General features: G+C 41.9%; 13 protein-coding genes. 8 read left to right on the forward strand and 5 right to left on the reverse strand.

The features are described from left to right. The 6 genes from dnaA (at position 1) to gyrA (ending at position 8,502) form a co-directional block, all read left to right on the forward strand. Positions 1 to 1,389: a chromosomal replication initiator protein DnaA gene (gene dnaA, locus FND36_00005; protein QDW72563.1), complete on the forward strand. Its 1,389-nt coding sequence runs from the start codon at positions 1 to 3 to the stop codon at positions 1,387 to 1,389. Between the two features lie 234 nt (positions 1,390 to 1,623). Then, positions 1,624 to 2,733 carry a DNA polymerase III subunit beta gene (locus FND36_00010; protein QDW72564.1) on the forward strand — a complete coding sequence of 370 codons (1,110 nt, stop codon included), beginning with the start codon at positions 1,624 to 1,626 and terminating at the stop codon, positions 2,731 to 2,733. A 40-nt stretch (positions 2,734 to 2,773) separates the two neighbouring features. After that, positions 2,774 to 2,983: an RNA-binding S4 domain-containing protein gene (locus FND36_00015; protein ID QDW72565.1), complete on the forward strand. Its 210-nt coding sequence runs from the start codon at positions 2,774 to 2,776 to the stop codon at positions 2,981 to 2,983. Continuing rightward, positions 2,973 to 4,058: a DNA replication/repair protein RecF gene (gene recF / locus FND36_00020; protein ID QDW72566.1), complete on the forward strand. Its 1,086-nt coding sequence runs from the start codon at positions 2,973 to 2,975 to the stop codon at positions 4,056 to 4,058. Before FND36_00015 ends, recF begins: the two co-directional genes overlap by 11 nt. An 11-nt stretch (positions 4,059 to 4,069) precedes the next feature. Beyond that, positions 4,070 to 6,001, forward strand: a complete 1,932-nt coding sequence (gene gyrB, locus FND36_00025) for a DNA topoisomerase (ATP-hydrolyzing) subunit B (protein ID QDW72567.1) — start codon at positions 4,070 to 4,072, stop codon at positions 5,999 to 6,001. A gap of 14 nt (positions 6,002 to 6,015) precedes the next feature. Next, a complete protein-coding gene (gyrA, locus tag FND36_00030) occupies positions 6,016 to 8,502 on the forward strand; it encodes a DNA gyrase subunit A (GenBank protein QDW72568.1) in 2,487 nt (828 codons plus the stop codon). A 70-nt stretch (positions 8,503 to 8,572) separates the two neighbouring features. Here the strand turns inward: gyrA and FND36_00035 are convergent, their stop codons facing one another. After that, positions 8,573 to 9,037: a hypothetical protein gene (locus FND36_00035; protein QDW72569.1), complete on the reverse strand. Its 465-nt coding sequence runs from the start codon at positions 9,035 to 9,037 to the stop codon at positions 8,573 to 8,575. Positions 9,038 to 9,219: 182 nt separating this feature from the next. Next, positions 9,220 to 10,416: an IS256 family transposase gene (locus tag FND36_00040; GenBank protein QDW72570.1), complete on the reverse strand. Its 1,197-nt coding sequence runs from the start codon at positions 10,414 to 10,416 to the stop codon at positions 9,220 to 9,222. Between the two features lie 304 nt (positions 10,417 to 10,720). On the opposite strand from FND36_00040, the gene FND36_00045 reads away from it, so the two are divergent. Beyond that, a complete protein-coding gene (locus FND36_00045) occupies positions 10,721 to 11,677 on the forward strand; it encodes a D-2-hydroxyacid dehydrogenase (protein ID QDW72571.1) in 957 nt (318 codons plus the stop codon). Between the two features lie 347 nt (positions 11,678 to 12,024). Here FND36_00045 and FND36_00050 read toward each other — a convergent pair whose 3' ends face one another. Next, complete coding sequence (locus FND36_00050) at positions 12,025 to 13,314, reverse strand: IS30 family transposase (GenBank protein QDW72572.1); 1,290 nt, start codon at positions 13,312 to 13,314, stop codon at positions 12,025 to 12,027. A gap of 266 nt (positions 13,315 to 13,580) precedes the next feature. Between FND36_00050 and FND36_00055 the strand changes: the two genes are divergently transcribed. After that, a complete protein-coding gene (locus tag FND36_00055; protein ID QDW72573.1) occupies positions 13,581 to 14,810 on the forward strand; it encodes a dicarboxylate/amino acid:cation symporter in 1,230 nt (409 codons plus the stop codon). Positions 14,811 to 14,904: 94 nt separating this feature from the next. Here FND36_00055 and FND36_00060 read toward each other — a convergent pair whose 3' ends face one another. Both FND36_00060 and FND36_00065 read right to left on the reverse strand, forming a co-directional pair. Then, on the reverse strand, positions 14,905 to 16,038 hold the full coding sequence (locus FND36_00060) for a glycerate kinase (protein ID QDW72574.1): 1,134 nt from the start codon (positions 16,036 to 16,038) through the stop codon (positions 14,905 to 14,907). Between the two features lie 144 nt (positions 16,039 to 16,182). Continuing rightward, positions 16,183 to 17,235 carry a hypothetical protein gene (locus FND36_00065; GenBank protein ID QDW72575.1) on the reverse strand — a complete coding sequence of 351 codons (1,053 nt, stop codon included), beginning with the start codon at positions 17,233 to 17,235 and terminating at the stop codon, positions 16,183 to 16,185. Between the last annotated feature and the right edge of the window lie 57 nt (positions 17,236 to 17,292).

Below are 17,292 nucleotides of genomic sequence, written 5' to 3' on the forward strand. Positions count from 1 at the left end.
ATGAATATCGTAGAGGAAAAATGGCCTGAAATAATTGAACATCTAAGGGTGGAACATGAACTTTCCAATGTCTCTTTTACAACCTGGATCCAACCTTTGAAAATCTATGACGTCATTGACGATACCGTTTTTATACTGGTAAACATGAATGCCAGTGTAGAATACATAGAAAAAAAGTATCTCCTTCCGCTGAAGGTATGTATCGCGGAAATTACAGGAATTGAATACGAAGTAAGATTTATTTCAGAGGACAGCAGCAAGCTGGCGGAAATCCAGAATATCGCGGCAGAGGCGAACCAGAGAAAACGTACCAAAAGCCTGGCGGAGAAAGCCGGGTTGAATCCTAAATATACGTTCGACACTTTTGTTGTGGGAGGAAATAATAACTTTGCCCATGCGGCTTCCCTTGCGGTAGCAGAGTCGCCGGGAGAAGTATATAACCCTCTTTTTATCTACGGGGGAGTAGGACTTGGAAAGACACATCTTATGCACTCCATCGCTCATTTCATTCTGGAGAAGAACGCAAAGAAAAAAGTGCTTTACGTAACCAGCGAAACCTTTACCAACGAACTGATCGATGCCCTGAAGAATGGAAAAACCTCAGGAAATGAGTCCGCGATGGCTCAGTTCCGTGAAAAATACAGAAATAACGATGTACTTTTGATCGATGATATCCAATTCATCATTGGAAAAGAAAGTACGCAGGAAGAGTTTTTCCATACATTTAACCACTTGCATACTTCAGGAAAGCAGATCATCATCTCCAGTGATAAACCGCCCAAAGATATCGAAACGCTGGAAGCAAGACTCCGGACCCGTTTCGAGTGGGGGTTGATCGCGGATATTTCTGCGCCAAATTATGAGACAAGGATGGCGATCCTGCAGAAAAAAATTGAACTGGATCATCTGGAAAAATACAATATTCCTCATGATGTACTGGACTATATTGCTACAAATATCAAAACAAATATCCGGGAATTGGAAGGTTCCTTAAATAAACTGATCGCTCTTTATAAACTGAACAACTACCAGGATCCTATTGATATCAACCTGGCTACAAAAGCTTTGAAAGATATCATTTCTTCAAAAAATAACCGGGTAGTCACTCCAGATCTGATCCTTGACATTGTAGCGGATCATTTCAATATTTCTGTATCAGACTTAAAGAGCAACAAAAGAAACGCGGAAATTGCCATTCCAAGACAGATTTCCATGTATTTCATCAGAAATATGACGGATACTTCTCTGAAAACCATCGGGGTCATCCTGGGCGGCAAAGACCACTCCACGATTAAGTACGGAGCGGATAAAATCGCTTCTGAAATAAAGGAAGACGAAACTTTGGCCAACACAATCAATATTATAAAGAAGAAAATCAATCCGGCATAATGTGAATAAATATGTGGACATCCTATGGATAACTGAAAAAGAGAAAAAGAAATAAAAAAGTTATCCAGAATACATTCACAGGAACCTAAACACCGTTCCACTTGTTTATAAAATTCAGAATCGCTGGAAAATAAAGGGATAAACCTAGTTTTCCCCGTATTCCACACCCCTAATAAGAAGAATACGGAAATAAATGATATATAATATCTATTCCTACGCGAAAGGAGTTTTACCATGAAGATCATCTGTACAAAATCAAACTTGGCAAAAGGAGTTGGAATCGTAGCGAAAGCTGTACCTTCCAAGACTACTATGCCTATACTAGAATGTATCTTGATCGATGCTACAACAGATATCATCCGACTGACCGCTAATGACATGGAGCTTGGAATCCAGACGGAGATTGAAGGAGAGATTTCTGAAAGAGGAATGATCGCTATAGACGCCAGAATCTTTTCAGAGATCGTCCGCAAGCTTCCAGATAACAATATCGTGATTGAAACAGACGAGAACCTTCAGACAACCATTGTATGTGAAAAAGCCAAATTCGATATTGCCGGAAAACCTGGAGAAGAATTTTCTTATCTTCCGGTAATTGAAAAAGAAGATTCTATCGAAATCTCACAGTTTACATTGAAAGAGATGATCCGTCAGACGATCTTTTCTATTTCTGACAGCGAAAGCAACAAAATGATGACGGGAGAGTTATTTGAGATCAAAGATAATGTCCTGCGCGTTATTTCTTTGGATGGACATAGAATCTCAATCCGTAAGATGGAATTAAAGAATCCCGTCAGTGATAAAAAGCTGATCGTTCCAGGAAAGACTTTGACAGAGATCAGTAAGATTTTGTCCGGGGAAGCAGAAAGCATGGTCAATATCTCATATACAAATAATCATATCGTATTTGAGTTTGATAATACCATCGTTGTATCTCGTCTGATCGAAGGAGAATATTTCAAGATCGACCAAATGCTGTCCAGCGATTATGAGACAAAATTGAAGATCAACAAGAAAGAACTATTGAATTGTATCGACAGAGCTACTCTTCTGATCAAAGAAGGAGATAAAAAACCGATCATCATTAATATTCAGGACGAGGTCATGGAACTTAAGATCAAATCTCAGATTGGTTCCATGAATGAAGAAATTGAGATCGAAAAAGAAGGAAAAGATCTTTTGATCGGATTTAATCCAAAATTCCTGATTGATGCATTAAGGGTCATTGATGATGAAGAAGTAACTTTGTATCTTATGAACGCAAAGGCGCCCTGCTTTATCAGGGATGATGATGAATCTTATATTTATCTGATTCTGCCGGTGAACTTTAACGCGGTATCCTAACTGCGGCGGCAGCATAGGGACGGCATTAAGGAGTTAAAAAATGTATGAAGTTAAATTGAGAGACGAATTTATAAAATTAGGGCAGGCCTTAAAGGCCGCCGGATTGGTAGAGTCTGGAGTAGAGGCGAAAGAAGTTATACAAAGCGGGCTTGTGAAAGTGAACGGAGAAACAGATACCCGCAGGGGAAAGAAATTATACGCGGGTGATATCGTGACTTTTAACGGGGAAGAAATTAAAATTGAAGATTGAGTCTTTAAAATTAAAAAATTTCAGAAATTATGAATTATTAAATCTGAAATTTGATGATGCAGCGAACATTTTTTATGGCGATAATGCTCAGGGAAAAACCAATATCCTGGAAGCGGTCTATCTTTCCGGGACCACAAAATCCCACAGAGGTTCCAAAGACAGGGATATGATCCGGTTTGGGGAAGAGGAATCTCATATTGAGGTTATGGTCAAAAAGAATGAAATGACTTATCAGATTGATCTTCACTTGAAAAAAAACAGCCCAAAAGGAATTGCCATTAATAAAATTCCCATTAGAAAAGCAAGTGAATTGTTTGGAATTGTTAATATTGTATTTTTTTCTCCGGAAGATTTGAATATTATAAAAAATGGTCCTTCTGAGAGAAGAAGATTCATTGATTTGGAGTTATCTCAATTAGATAAAATATACCTGAAAAATTTATCTAATTATAATAGAATCATTAATCAGAGAAATCATCTGCTTAAGGAAATCCAATATCAAAAAGATTTGATACAGACTTTGGAAATCTGGGATATGCAGTTGGTCACTTATGGGAACGCGATCATTGAGAGGAGAAAGATTTTTATTGATGAAATAAATAAAATAGTTTCTTCTATTCATAAAAAATTAACGGGTGAAAGAGAAAATATCCAACTAATCTATGAACCCAGCATCGGAAGTATGTCCTTGGAACAAGCTTTGATGAAAAACAGAGAAAAAGATATGAAAATAAAGAGTACCTCCGTAGGACCTCATAGAGATGATATTTGTTTTAAAAATGGCAGTCTGGATCTTAGGCGTTTTGGATCTCAGGGGCAGCAAAGAACGGCGGCCTTGTCTTTAAAACTCTCAGAGATAGAACTTGTAAAAAAAGTAATCAATGACACTCCTGTGTTATTGTTGGATGATGTATTGTCTGAATTGGATAAACACAGGCAAAACTATTTATTAGACAACATCCATGATATCCAGACATTGATCACCTGTACAGGAGTAGAAGAATTTGTAAATCACCGATTTTCAATCAATAAAGTATTTCATGTTCAGAATGGACAGGTGGCAAAAGAAAATTAGGAGGATCATAAATGAGTACAGAAAAAGTACAGCACGAATATGGAGCAGACGAAATTCAGATATTGGAAGGCCTTGAGGCGGTAAGGAAACGTCCTGGAATGTACATTGGGAGCACTTCTGCGAGAGGACTCCATCATCTTGTTTATGAAATCGTGGATAATTCTGTGGATGAAGCGCTGGCCGGATTCTGCGATACGATCCTTGTTACGATTAATCAGGACAATTCTGTGACAGTTGTAGATAACGGACGGGGAATTCCGGTTGGGATCAATCACAAAGCAGGACTTCCGGCAGTGGAAGTTGTATTTACTGTGCTGCATGCCGGCGGTAAATTTGGAAGCGGCGGTTATAAGGTATCCGGCGGACTTCATGGAGTAGGGGCTTCTGTTGTAAATGCCCTGTCCAATTGGCTGGAAGTAGAGATCTGTCATGAGGGAAAAGTTTATAAGCAGCGTTATGAACGTGGAAAAGTCGTTCAAAAACTGGCTGTGATCGGAGAATGTGATCCAGAAAAGACAGGTACAAAAGTAACGTTCCTTCCGGATGATACAATTTTTGATACAACAGTTTTTGAATATAATGTTTTAAAACAGCGTTTTCGGGAAATGGCTTTCTTAACAAAAGGATTAAAGATTGTGCTCAGAGATGAAAGAGAAGAAGAGCCAGTGGAGAAAACCTTCCATTATGAAGGCGGGATCAAAGAGTTTGTCCAGTACTTAAATCGTAGCACGACTCCTTTATATGAAAGTATTATTTATTGTGAAGGTACGGTAAATAACGTAGCTGTGGAAGTAGCTATGCAGCATAATGATTCTTATAATGAAAATACGTATGGGTTTGTAAACAATATTACCACGCCGGAAGGCGGAACTCATGTGATGGGATTTCGAAACGCGCTGACAAAGACTTTTAATGACTATGCCAGAAAGAATAAGCTTTTAAAGGATAGCGAGCCAAACCTGTCAGGAGAAGATATCCGGGAAGGACTTACGGCTATCATCAGCGTAAAGATCGAGGATCCTCAGTTTGAGGGACAGACCAAGCAAAAACTTGGAAACAGCGAGGCAAGGGGAGCGGTAGACAGCGTGGTGAGCCGACAGCTTGAGATATTCCTGGAACAGAATCCACAGATTGCCAAACAGACAGTGGAAAAATCTGTTCTTGCACAAAGAGCAAGGGAAGCCGCCAGAAAGGCAAGAGATCTGACTCGAAGAAAGTCTGCTTTAGACGGGATGTCTCTTCCTGGAAAATTAGCAGATTGTTCAGATAAAAATCCGGAAAACTGTGAGATTTATATTGTAGAGGGAGATTCTGCGGGAGGGTCTGCCAAAACGGCAAGAGATAGAGCTACACAGGCAATTCTTCCTTTGCGTGGAAAGATTTTGAATGTAGAGAAAGCCCGTCTGGATAAAATCTATGGAAATGCGGAGATCAAAGCTATGATCACCGCGTTTGGAACTGGCATCCATGAGGATTTTGATATTACAAAATTAAGATATCATAAGATCATCATTATGACAGATGCGGACGTAGACGGAGCGCATATCAGTACATTATTATTAACATTTTTATACCGCTTTATGCCTGATCTAATTAAAGAAGGATATGTATATCTGGCTCAGCCGCCTCTCTATAAGCTGGAGAAAAATAAAAAGGTATGGTACGCATACAGCGACGAAGAGTTAGATAATATTTTGACAGAAGTTGGAAGAGATACTAATAACAAAATCCAGCGTTATAAAGGTCTTGGCGAGATGGATGCAGAACAGCTTTGGGATACCACTATGGATCCGGAACACAGGGTCTTGTTGCGGGTAACTATGGATGAAGAGACAACATCAGAACTTGATCTTACCTTTACGACTCTAATGGGAGATAAAGTAGAACCGAGAAGAGAATTTATTGAAGAAAACGCCAAATATGTTAAGAACCTGGATGTGTAGGAGGATAAAAGAAAATGGAAGATAATATTTTTGATAAAGTCCATGAAGTGGACTTAAAGAAGACGATGGAAGACTCCTACATTGATTATGCCATGAGCGTAATCGCTTCCAGAGCGCTTCCGGATGTGCGGGATGGATTAAAGCCGGTTCAGAGAAGAATTCTCTATTCTATGATCGAGCTGAACAATGGACCAGACAAGCCTCATAGAAAATCTGCCCGTATCGTTGGTGATACCATGGGTAAATATCATCCCCATGGAGATAGTTCTATTTATGGGGCTTTGGTAAATATGGCCCAGGAGTGGTCTACCAGATATCCGCTGGTGGATGGCCATGGAAACTTTGGATCTGTAGATGGAGACGGGGCAGCCGCCATGCGGTATACGGAAGCACGTCTAAGTAAGATTTCTATGGAATTGACGGCAGATATCAACAAAGATACGGTTGATTTCATGCCAAACTTTGATGAGACAGAGAAGGAACCAACAGTACTTCCCGCAAGATTTCCAAATCTTTTAGTAAACGGAACGTCGGGAATCGCGGTTGGAATGGCTACCAATATTCCGCCTCACAACCTGAAGGAAATCATCAATGCGGTAGTCAAGATCATCGACGACCAGATCGCGGATAAAGAGGAGACTACCATTGAAGAGATCCTTCAGATCGTAAAGGGGCCTGATTTTCCCACAGGAGGAACTATCCTTGGAACCAGGGGCATCGAGGAAGCTTACCGCACCGGGCGGGGGAAGATTCGCGTCCGGGCAGTGACAGACATTGAGACCATGCCAAATGGTAAGAGCCGGATCATTGTGACAGAACTTCCTTACATGGTGAATAAAGCGCGTCTGATCGAGAAAATCGCTGAAATGGTGAGAGATAAGAAAATCGACGGAATCACAGACTTAAGCGATCAGTCCAGCCGGGAGGGTATGCGGGTAGTCATTGAACTTCGGAAAGACGTTAACGCCAATGTATTATTGAATCAATTATATAAACATACCCAGCTCCAGGATACATTTGGAGTAATCATGCTTGCTCTTGTAGGAAATGTTCCAAAAGTTATGAATCTTCTGGATATGTTAAACCATTATCTGAAGCATCAGGAAGATGTGGTTACCAGAAGAACAAAATATGAGTTAAACAAAGCAGAAGAGCGGGCACATATTTTAGAGGGATTGCTGATCGCCCTGGATCACATTGATGAAGTGATCAGCATTATCCGCGGTTCCCAGACGGTACAGATCGCCAAGACAGAGTTGATGGCGCGCTTTGATCTAAGCGACGCCCAGGCTCAGGCAATTGTGGATATGCGGCTGCGGGCTTTGACCGGTTTGGAACGGGAGAAGCTGGAAGCAGAATATAACGAACTGGTAAAACAGATCGAACATTTGAAAGCCATCCTTGCGGATCGGAAGCTGCTCCTTGGAGTTATAAAGGAAGAAATCCTTGCTATCCGGGATAAATACGGAGACGAAAGAAGAACCTCTATTGGATTTGATGAGTATGACATTTCCATGGAAGATTTGATTCCTAAGGAAGATGTTGTCATTACAATGACGAAATTAGGATATATCAAACGGATGTCAGAAGATACCTTCAAAGCTCAAAACCGGGGAGGCAAAGGCATTAAGGGAATACAGACTCTGGAAGAAGATTATGTAGAAGACCTTCTGATGTGCAATACTCATCATTACATTATGTTCTTTACCAATGCGGGACGGGTCTACCGGCTGAAAGGCTATGAGATTCCGGAGGCCAGCCGGACATCCAGAGGAACAGCGATCATCAACCTTCTGCAGCTGATGCCCGGAGAAAATATCACAGCAGTCATACCTGTAGAGTATTACAGTGAGAAGGCATATCTTGTGATGGCTACCAAGAAAGGTCTGATCAAAAAGACGCCATTGAAAGAATACGCCAATGTAAGAAAAACAGGGCTTGCCGCAATTACATTAAGAGAAGACGATGAATTGATCGAAGTGAAATTCACCAATGGGCGACAGGAGATCATTCTCGCAACCAAGTATGGACAGTGTATCCGATTCCGCGAAAATGATGTTCGCTGTACAGGAAGGACATCCATGGGAGTGCGCGGAATCAATCTGGCCGACAGAGACGAAGTGATCGGTATGCAGCTTGCTTCCCAGGGAACAGATCTTCTCATTGTTTCAGAAAAAGGAATGGGAAAAAGGACCTCCATCGATGAATTTACCGCTCAAAACCGAGGCGGAAAAGGCGTGAAGTGTTATAAGATCACAGAAAAGACAGGAAATGTAGTCGGTATCAAAGGAGTCCATGAAGATGACGAGATCATGATCATCAACACAGAAGGAATCATCATCCGCATGCTGTGCAGCGGAATCTCAGTCCTTGGCCGTGTAACCTCAGGAGTGAAACTGATCAACCTGAAAGAAGGAGATACGGTAGCAAGCATCGCAAAAGTGCGGGATGGAGAAAAAGAAGATTATAAGAAGAAATACTTTCTGGATGAGGAAGAATAATTAAATGGGGCCGGGGGATTTTTAAAAATCCCCCGGCCCAAATTAAAAATGCCCTGTCCCTTTTTGAAAATTAATTCTCGATCAATCCGTCCTTCTCTAATTCTCGCAGAATAATTTCTGCCGTCTTTTTCACTGTTATGGAGACAAATTGTGTACATTGGGCTTTACGTTCAGGAGAATTCTTTTCTTTTCCCCTGGTAAGTACTCGGCAGCATGTGCCTCCGCAGGTTTCTTTGAAAAAGTCATGCATTTCGTTGCATAAAGCAAAGCAGCGGTTGATTTTCGGATCGCCAGGTGTCTTCCTTCCAAAGAAATAACCGATGCACATAGTAGCTCCGGCAAGCGCGCCGCAAATACATCCGCCGCCTCCAAGTCCCCATGGAAATCCGGAACTCATAGCGATCGCATCGTCAGACATGTCCAGTTCAAAATGCTTTTTAATTGCGTAAATAACAGACTCTGAACAGGCAAAACCTTGATTGAAAATTTCAACCGCATCCTTTTGTAATTCTTCCATATTAATGTTTGTATTCATGATAACCTCCTATTGGGGCCGGGGGATTTTTAAAAATCCCCCGGCCCAAATTAAAAATGCCCTGTCCCTATTTTATATCAATTATAACTTTTTTTAAAGAAGTACGGCCTATTTTCATGAAAAAAGGGATAGTGTCAATAGTTTTTCGCAAAATCAAAACCTAGCCGTTTAGCAGCCGGTAGTCAGCCGGCTATGATATCAGACAGCAGATCCTCTTCTGTTTTGAAAAGATGATCCATATTCATATAGCGTCTGGCTCCCCAACTGGTTGCTGCTACGTGACGCAGTCTGGCACATACGAGCATCAAGGCACTCTGCCCGTCAGGAAAAGCACCGATCGCTTTTGTACGCCGTTTAATCTCACGGTTGAGGCGCTCAATAGCGTTATTGGTTCGGATCCGGGTCCAATGCTGCGTAGGAAAATCCATATAGGTCAAGGTTTCTTCAATCCCGTCCTCTACCTTCTTGGCAGCTTTAGCAAGCTTCATGGCACGGAGTTTCTCCGCTACCTGGATTGCTTTTTCACGGGCGGCTTCCTTGCTTTCCTGCGCATGGATCGCCTTGAGCATAAGCGCTACCGTTTTCATCTTGTTACGGGGGGTAACAGAAAATATATTTCTGTAAAAATGAACCGTACAGCGCTGATATCTGGCATCCGGAAAGACTTCCGGAATGGTTTCAAGCATACCGAGATTCTTATCGCCGATGATCAAACGTACACCAGTAAGCCCGCGTTCTTTCAACCATACGAAGAAAGAACGCCAGCTTTCACGATCCTCTTTCATCCCTTCCGCAGCACCAAGGATTTCCCGGCAGCCATCCTGACTGACGCCAATGGCAACGAGAACAGAAACGTTCTGGATCTCGCCGCCCCAGCTACGTTTCAGGTAAACACCATCTACGTAAACATAAGGATAGTTCCCGGAAAGCGGACGGGTACGCCAGGTTTCAATATGCTCATAAGCCTTTTTATTCAGGTTACTGATGGTTCCAGGGGATACTTTCGTTCCCCATAAGGCTTCGGTGATATCTTCCACGCGTCGGACAGAAACACCGGCCAGATACATCTCAATAAGAGCTTCTTCCACGGAAGATTCTCTGCGACGATATCTTTCGATAATGGCTGTCTCGAAAGGAACCCCTTTCAGTTTAGGAACCTTCAGTTCGACTTCCCCTGCGGTAGTGTGGAGATTTCGCTTATAATGGCCGGAACGATATCCCTGGCGGTCAGAGGAGCGCTCATACTTTTCAGCGTTGACTAATTCGTCGGCTTCCTTATCGAGCAGGGCGTTTAATGTTTCTTCGACACTGTTACGGACAAGATCCTTTAAATCATGCTTTATTAAGTCCTCATTTAGCTGTATAATCTTATCAGACATGGTTCTATAGCCTCCTTTGATAGATTTAGTTGTGGTGACTTGATTTTACCAAACGGCTATAGACCATGTCTATTTTTATGAAATTGATTTTGCGAAATTAATTATACGTTATCACCAGAAAGTCTGTCCAGATTTTTGAGCAAAAACTACAGGAGTATCTAAAAGCAAAAAATTGGGGATACGTGGAAAATAAATAAAAATAGTTAATATATTATAGTTAAATAATTTATTTTTTTCACTAATTTTACCATGGTATAATTCAGTCATAAAAGCTTGTAAATATAAAATGGAGGAGGAATTTACTATGAAAATCGTTGTGTTAGACGGCTATACATTAAATCCTGGGGATATTAGCTGGGATGGACTGGAAGCCCTGGGAGAATTGAAGGTTTACAACCGTACAGCTCCAGAGGAAGTGATAGATCGTATAGGTGATGCCCAGATCGTCTATACGAATAAGACGCCTATCACAAAAGAGACGCTGAATGTATGCAGTCAGATCAAATTTATCGGAGTTCTGGCTACAGGATATAATATCGTAGACGTGGCGGCGGCTAAAGAAAAAGGAATTCCTGTAACAAATATCCCTACCTATGGAACGGATGCGGTGGGGCAGTTCGCAATCGCTCTCCTTTTGGAAATCTGCCATCATATCGGATATCATTCTCAGGCAGTACATGAGGGAAAATGGAGCAGCAATCCGGATTGGTGTTTCTGGGATTATCCTCTGATCGAACTGGCAGGTAAGACCATGGGAATCATCGGATTTGGAAGAATCGGGCAGAGTACCGGGAAAATAGCCAAAGCGCTGGGCATGAATGTGATAGCGAATGATGCGTTTGAGAGTGAAACAGGAAAAGAGATCGCTGCATATGTGGATAAAGATACTCTTTTTGCCCAATCAGATGTGATCGCCCTGCATTGTCCGCTGTTTCCAGAAACAGAAGGTATCATCAACCGGGAGAATATTGAAAAGATGAAAGATGGAGTGATCATCTTGAATAATTCCAGAGGACCGTTGATCGTTGAACAGGATCTGGCGGATGCGTTAAATTCAGGCAAAGTCTATGCCGCTGGTCTAGATGTGGTCTCAACGGAACCCATCAAGGAAGATAATGTACTATTGAAGGCGAAGAATTGTTTTATCACACCGCACATCTCCTGGGCACCAAAGGAATCCAGGCAGAGGTTAATGGATATTGCTGTGGACAATTTGAAAGCTTTCACGGAAGGAAATCCAAAGAATGTGGTAAATAAATAAAGATTTTTTATATTATTAAAAAAATTAATCGATTTTTAGAATTTTTATCTTTATGTTATGATATAAAAAAATTGAAAGGTTAATTGAAATCCTTACTGCAACATTGAAGTTGTAACTGCACATTGAAAACTTTATGAAGTTGTAACTGCATAATATCATGAGTAACTGCAACAGTTTTAAGCTGTTTTTCTGGCTTTGGATTGCCTTTTTCCGATTTTCCTTGTAAAATTTCTTAAAGGAAGGCATGACAAAACACAGACTGCATTTTTTACTTTTCGCAGAAGTTGTAAATGCACCCTGTTTGTGTTTCCTTTTTTATCGTGTCCTGTCTTCTCTTAAATTCCGGTTTACTTCTTAAATAAAGCCGGTGTAAGGGTTATGGAATCGGATGGGATCTTTTCAAGGCCCAGGAGGTTCGCAGTCTCCTGGCCGTAGATCTTGATAAAAAGATCTATAGGAGCCTGTCCGTTCCACTTTTTTCGGGGATAGGAATTGATGTGGTTCATCATTTCCCTGATTTCTTCTTCCGTATATTCATCCTTTGCATGATTTTTAGGTATGATATAACGGATCAATTCATGGTTCCGTTCACAGTTGCTCTTCTGATTTGTATTCATCGGGTCACAATAGAATACGCGGCACTGGATCTCTCCGGTCTCCATATCTGCTTCGATTTTTTCGGGATCGCTGAATTCGCTTCCCCGATCGGTAATAATAACCTGAAAAAGCATCCGGAATTTCTCATCTCCAAGTGCTTTCCGCAGCCGGCAGAATATTTCTGTTACTGATCCCGCTGTGTTGCGCTCTCTCAGGAACATGAGCTGTACGTCACAGTTGGTAAACAAGATTGTCAGCAGTGTCTGGCCGCCTTTGTGTATGACCACACTGTCCATCTGGCTGACTATGGCATCTGGATTCTGGCGCATATATTCCTCGTATTCCTCATAACTGCGTCCGATATGGCATTTCCGGTCTACCCGGAGAACCGGACCGCTCTTTTTCCGTTCCGGTCTGCGCAGTTTCCTTCTCAGGTCTATATTTCTGGCATCCAAAAGGCCTGCATCAATATAGGAATAGATCGTCCGTTCCGATACGGGCAGTTCATCTCTGTGACGTTCACAGATAACCGGGAGTGACTGCCCCTTTTTTAACAGCGGTGTGATCGTATCATTGATCCGGTTTAACTCCTGCTCTGTAAGAGAGATTCCTTTACGGGATTCAGAGAGCATCTGTTCATACTGCTGCTGAGCATGCTTGGCGTCATAGAGCATCCTGCGCAGACGGCAGCGAAGCCGGTGGTCACAGGCATTACAGACAAACGGCGACTTTTCGTAATCTGTACAGAACTCTTCCTGATAATCAGGGCATCCTTCCTGACATCGTCCACATGCTGTCTGGCACTGTTTCTTCCCATGAAAGCATCCCTGACGGCAGTTTGGGATTCTGGTACAGGTACAATGGTGGATACAGTTATTGCCCCCTGACGTTTTGACCAGCCTGCGGTGTGCTTTGATCTCTCTGCCGACAGTAGACCGATCCTTTCCAATGTTTTTGGCGATCTGTGCGACCTTCAATCCCTGCTGCAGACCTGACTGGATGGCGAGCCTGTCATCATATGTAAGGTGTTTATTACTCATGGTTACCTCCAATCCGAAGACAGGACAAGGATAGTATACTGGAAAAAAGGCAAAAAGAAACCATGAAGTTACAACTGCAACTCCATGGCCCATATGCCTTGTAATTCTAACCGCAACAACCTATGTTGCAATTAATTTTTCAATTAACCAAAAAAATTGAAAAGGTATAACCGGTATGCCAATAAGTCTAAGAAAGGAGAGCAGGTGCATTTCTATGGCGCCTTTTAGAAAAGTAATAGTAATATCCTGCAAGAGAGAAAAAGAGAATGGGAAAAATTAAAAAAGTGCCTCTTTGGGCACAGATCCTCCTGGGTATTGTAGTCGGAATCCTGATAGGTGTAGTATCCCCGAAGGCGGCAGATGTGATTTCTCCACTTGGAGATATTTTCCTGAACTTATTGAAGATGTTGATCGTTCCACTTGTTTTCTTCAGTATTACCAATGGTATCTGCCAAATGAAGGATGTAAAGCAGCTTAGGAGTGTAGGCGGAAGGATTGTTCTCTACTATACGCTTTCCACAGTGGCAGCCGGTATTTTTGGTGTAATCGGAGGTATGATTACACAACCAGGACGAAATGTAAAGGATTTGGTGCTTTCTTCTGGAGAAGCGGCGGAAGCCTCAGATTTCGATATGGTAGAAAATATCATATCCTGGTTTCCGGATAATATCGTAAACGCTATGGCGGAAGCAAATATGATCCAGATCATAGTATTCTGTCTGTTCCTTGGTGTGGCTTTGCTTTCTCTTGGAGAGAGAGTTCCCCGCTTGCTGTCATTGATCCAGGAAGGAAATGATGTTATGCTGAAGATCACGGAGTATGTGATCAATCTTTCTCCAATCGGTATTATGTCGTTAATGGCATCTATGATTTCTACACTGTCCGGCGCAATGATGAAAGAAGTATTGGTCTTCATCGCCACGATAGACGTTACTATTGTGATATTTATGCTTATCTTCTATCCGGCAGTGCTGAAATTTATTGCAAGAGTCAATGTATTTAAGTTTTTCAAAAAAGCATCCGCATCTATGTTAGTAGCATTTACGACCACATCTTCTGCCGCTACACTTCCTGTATCTATGAAGGTGGCAGATAAAGGTCTTGGCTGCCCAGAAAAGGTTTATGGATTTACTCTTCCGCTTGGAAATACCTGTAACATGGATGGAGCGGCAATTCAATATAGCGTGATCGCAGTCTTTGCCTGCAATTTGTTTGGTCTCGCTCTGACACCGGAGAGAATTTTCCAGTTCATTTTTCTGAGTCTGATATTGTCGATTGGGGCGGCTGGCGTAAAAGGTTCTGGAATCGTTATGTCTACAATTATTGTACAGACTCTGATCGGAGATGCCGGATTAACGCTGATTCCGATTTTGGCGGCTGTATGGCCAACTCTTGATCCATTTGCCACAACGGCAAATAATGTTGGAGACTTAACAGGAACCACCCTTGTTTCCAAGAGTCTGCATGTACTGGATGAAGAAGTATATAACAGCTAAAGACAAGCAATAAGAAAGAAAAATACCTGCCATGAAATCTGATAAAGGTTTCATGGCAGGTATTTTTGTGATATCCGTTTAGGAAATATGTTTCCTAAACGGATATCAGGCGAAAAACCTGTTCTGCAGTCAGTGATAAGTTTTCTCTTGCGTTGGCGGGGTCCATTGCTTCCTCCAAAGTGGTGATTCCCCGGACAATTGGAAAGAAGGCATCGATTCCTGCCTGGTTGCAGGCAGAGGCATCCTTGGTAACACTTCCGGCAAAGGCAACAACGATTGCTCCGTATTTTTTCGCAAGATGGGCAACGCCGATGGGGGCTTTTCCCATTGCAGTCTGATGATCTAACCGTCCTTCCCCTGTAACCACAACATCCGCATCCTGGAGTTCTTTTTCTAGATTAATCGCATCCAGAATGAGATCTATGCCTGGAACAAGAGTTGCTTTAAGATAACTTAAGAAAGCAAATCCTAAGCCGCCCGCAGCTCCGGCACCTGTTGCATCTGCAAATTGAGTCTGAGTAGCATCTGCAGTGACTTTAGTATAATGTTCCATTGCTGTATCCAGAGGCGCTTTCATTTCTTCAGTTACTCCTTTTTGAGGGCCGTAGATATAGGTGGCGCCATTTGGTCCGCAAAGAGGATTAGTAACATCACAGGCAACTTGGAATTCACAGTCTTTAAGCAGAGGATTCATATTTTCTGTAGAAATAGATGCAATTTTAGAGAGAGCCTGAGCGCCTTCTCCAGGGTCATATCCATCTTTGTCAAGAAAACGATATCCTAATGCCTTCAACATGCCAAGACCTCCGTCATTGGTAGCGCTTCCTCCGATTCCGATGATGAACTTTCGGCATCCGCGGCAGACCGCATCCAGGATCATTTCTCCAACACCGTATGTTGTAGCAGTCAAAGGGTCTTTTTGCGCCGCAGGTACCAGCGTAAGTCCGGCAGCACTGGCCATCTCAAGAACAGCTGTTTTACTTTCTTCCATATATCCATAGTAAGCTGATACGGGAGAACCAAGCGGTCCAGTCACTTGCAGATCAATGCGGGTTCCGCCAAGCCCTTCGATCAAGGAATCCGTAGTCCCCTCACCTCCATCAGCCAGAGGTTTTATTACGACTTTTGCATCTGGGCGGGCGGATAAAATACCCTGCTTTACCGCAAGTCCAGCCTGGGTGGAAGAAAGGCTCCCTTTTAGGGAATCGATAGCGACAACAACTTTCATAACGATATACCTCCGTTTTTAAAATAGGGATTTTTTAACCCTGTTTCTTTCAGTATAGCGAAGAAAGAAAAAAAGAATATATTACTTATACTAAAATTAGAATTAAAAATCTGATATATATTAGTACAAATAACAAGGATAGTTCTATTTTTGAAAATATAGGACTAGACGCAGGAGAAATGCATCTTGGAAAACTCTTGGATTTTTTTTACATTTTTCAGCAATTCTATCTAATTGGTATTGGAGCGTATTTTTGTGGATAAAAAGTTTATCTGCCGTAAGCTTTAAGGACATATCGCAGGAAAAATAGGTTTTCAGCACAAAGCGTTCTTTATCTGAGAGATGGCCAAGAAGCTGGGAAACATAAAGTTCTTGCAGGTTTTGAGGAATATGTTCTAATAGATATTCTACGGACAGATCAGTAATATCACAGAATGTTAGATTCTGATTTTGTGCGTGTCTGAGCGCCGTACGAGCATTTTGATAGGAGTCGGAAGCTTCAAGGATTGGAGAAAAATTTCCAAAACCTGCATGGATTCGTCCTTGAAATTTTTGAGAGAATTCTTCCTTAGAAAAGGATAAGAACGTTTTTCGGTCAAAAAAGACAATCCATTCGCTGGGATAAAGATACTGTGAGATCCTGCATCCTATAGACTGAAAATAGAATCGCAGAGATTGTTCTGGGCAAGAGTCTGTCATATGGATGGAAAGCACCGCAGCCTCGTCCTCTGGTTGGAATCCATATTTTTTCAGAAGAAGTGTAAGCTGCTCCATATTTTGGATGTTTTGATAGATTAGGGAGGTGATCACATATTGGAGGGCTCTGGATTCGGATAGCATTTCTTCGTTTAACTGCTGTTCTTTTAGAAAGACCTCTGTGATTTTGGTGATCAAAAAACCATAGGATTTAAGTTCTTTTGGCTGCCCTGTGATTCCGATTACAGCAATTGGTGTCCCATCGAGAAAGATAGGATAATTAATACCTGATTTTGAGCCCTGAAAGGGATGTGATTCATCTACAAAAACAGGAGAGGCTGTTTCCAGGGCATAAGCGCCCGCCGCATGAAAAGACCCGATTCGGTCTGGATCGGTACTGCCTATGATCATACCGGAAGGGCTGATAAGATTTGTATCTTTTTTTACAACTTCATAGATCGCGTGAACAATCTGCATTGCCAAAGCTTTTGAGATTTCCATAAATCTTACTCCTGTTTTAAAAAAGTAATCCTATCATCCAGTTTATCATGCAAGTTT

It is taken from the genome of Lachnospiraceae bacterium KGMB03038, from assembly GCA_007361935.1.
Classification (GTDB): Bacteria; Bacillota; Clostridia; order Lachnospirales; family Lachnospiraceae; genus Massilistercora.

Bases quoted from the DNA above. Each gene is read 5' to 3' on its own strand.
- dnaA (QDW72563.1), top strand. From the start codon at position 1: ATGAATATCGTAGAGGAAAAATGGCCTGAAATAATTGAACATCTAAGG.
- FND36_00010 (QDW72564.1), top strand. From the start codon at position 1,624: ATGAAGATCATCTGTACAAAATCAAACTTGGCAAAAGGAGTTGGAATC.
- FND36_00015 (QDW72565.1), top strand. From the start codon at position 2,774: ATGTATGAAGTTAAATTGAGAGACGAATTTATAAAATTAGGGCAGGCC.
- gyrB (QDW72567.1), top strand. From the start codon at position 4,070: ATGAGTACAGAAAAAGTACAGCACGAATATGGAGCAGACGAAATTCAG.
- gyrA (QDW72568.1), top strand. From the start codon at position 6,016: ATGGAAGATAATATTTTTGATAAAGTCCATGAAGTGGACTTAAAGAAG.
- FND36_00035 (QDW72569.1), bottom strand. From the start codon at position 9,037: ATGAATACAAACATTAATATGGAAGAATTACAAAAGGATGCGGTTGAA.
- FND36_00040 (QDW72570.1), bottom strand. From the start codon at position 10,416: ATGTCTGATAAGATTATACAGCTAAATGAGGACTTAATAAAGCATGAT.
- FND36_00045 (QDW72571.1), top strand. From the start codon at position 10,721: ATGAAAATCGTTGTGTTAGACGGCTATACATTAAATCCTGGGGATATT.
- FND36_00050 (QDW72572.1), bottom strand. From the start codon at position 13,314: ATGAGTAATAAACACCTTACATATGATGACAGGCTCGCCATCCAGTCA.
- FND36_00055 (QDW72573.1), top strand. From the start codon at position 13,581: ATGGGAAAAATTAAAAAAGTGCCTCTTTGGGCACAGATCCTCCTGGGT.
- FND36_00060 (QDW72574.1), bottom strand. From the start codon at position 16,038: ATGAAAGTTGTTGTCGCTATCGATTCCCTAAAAGGGAGCCTTTCTTCC.
- FND36_00065 (QDW72575.1), bottom strand. From the start codon at position 17,235: ATGGAAATCTCAAAAGCTTTGGCAATGCAGATTGTTCACGCGATCTAT.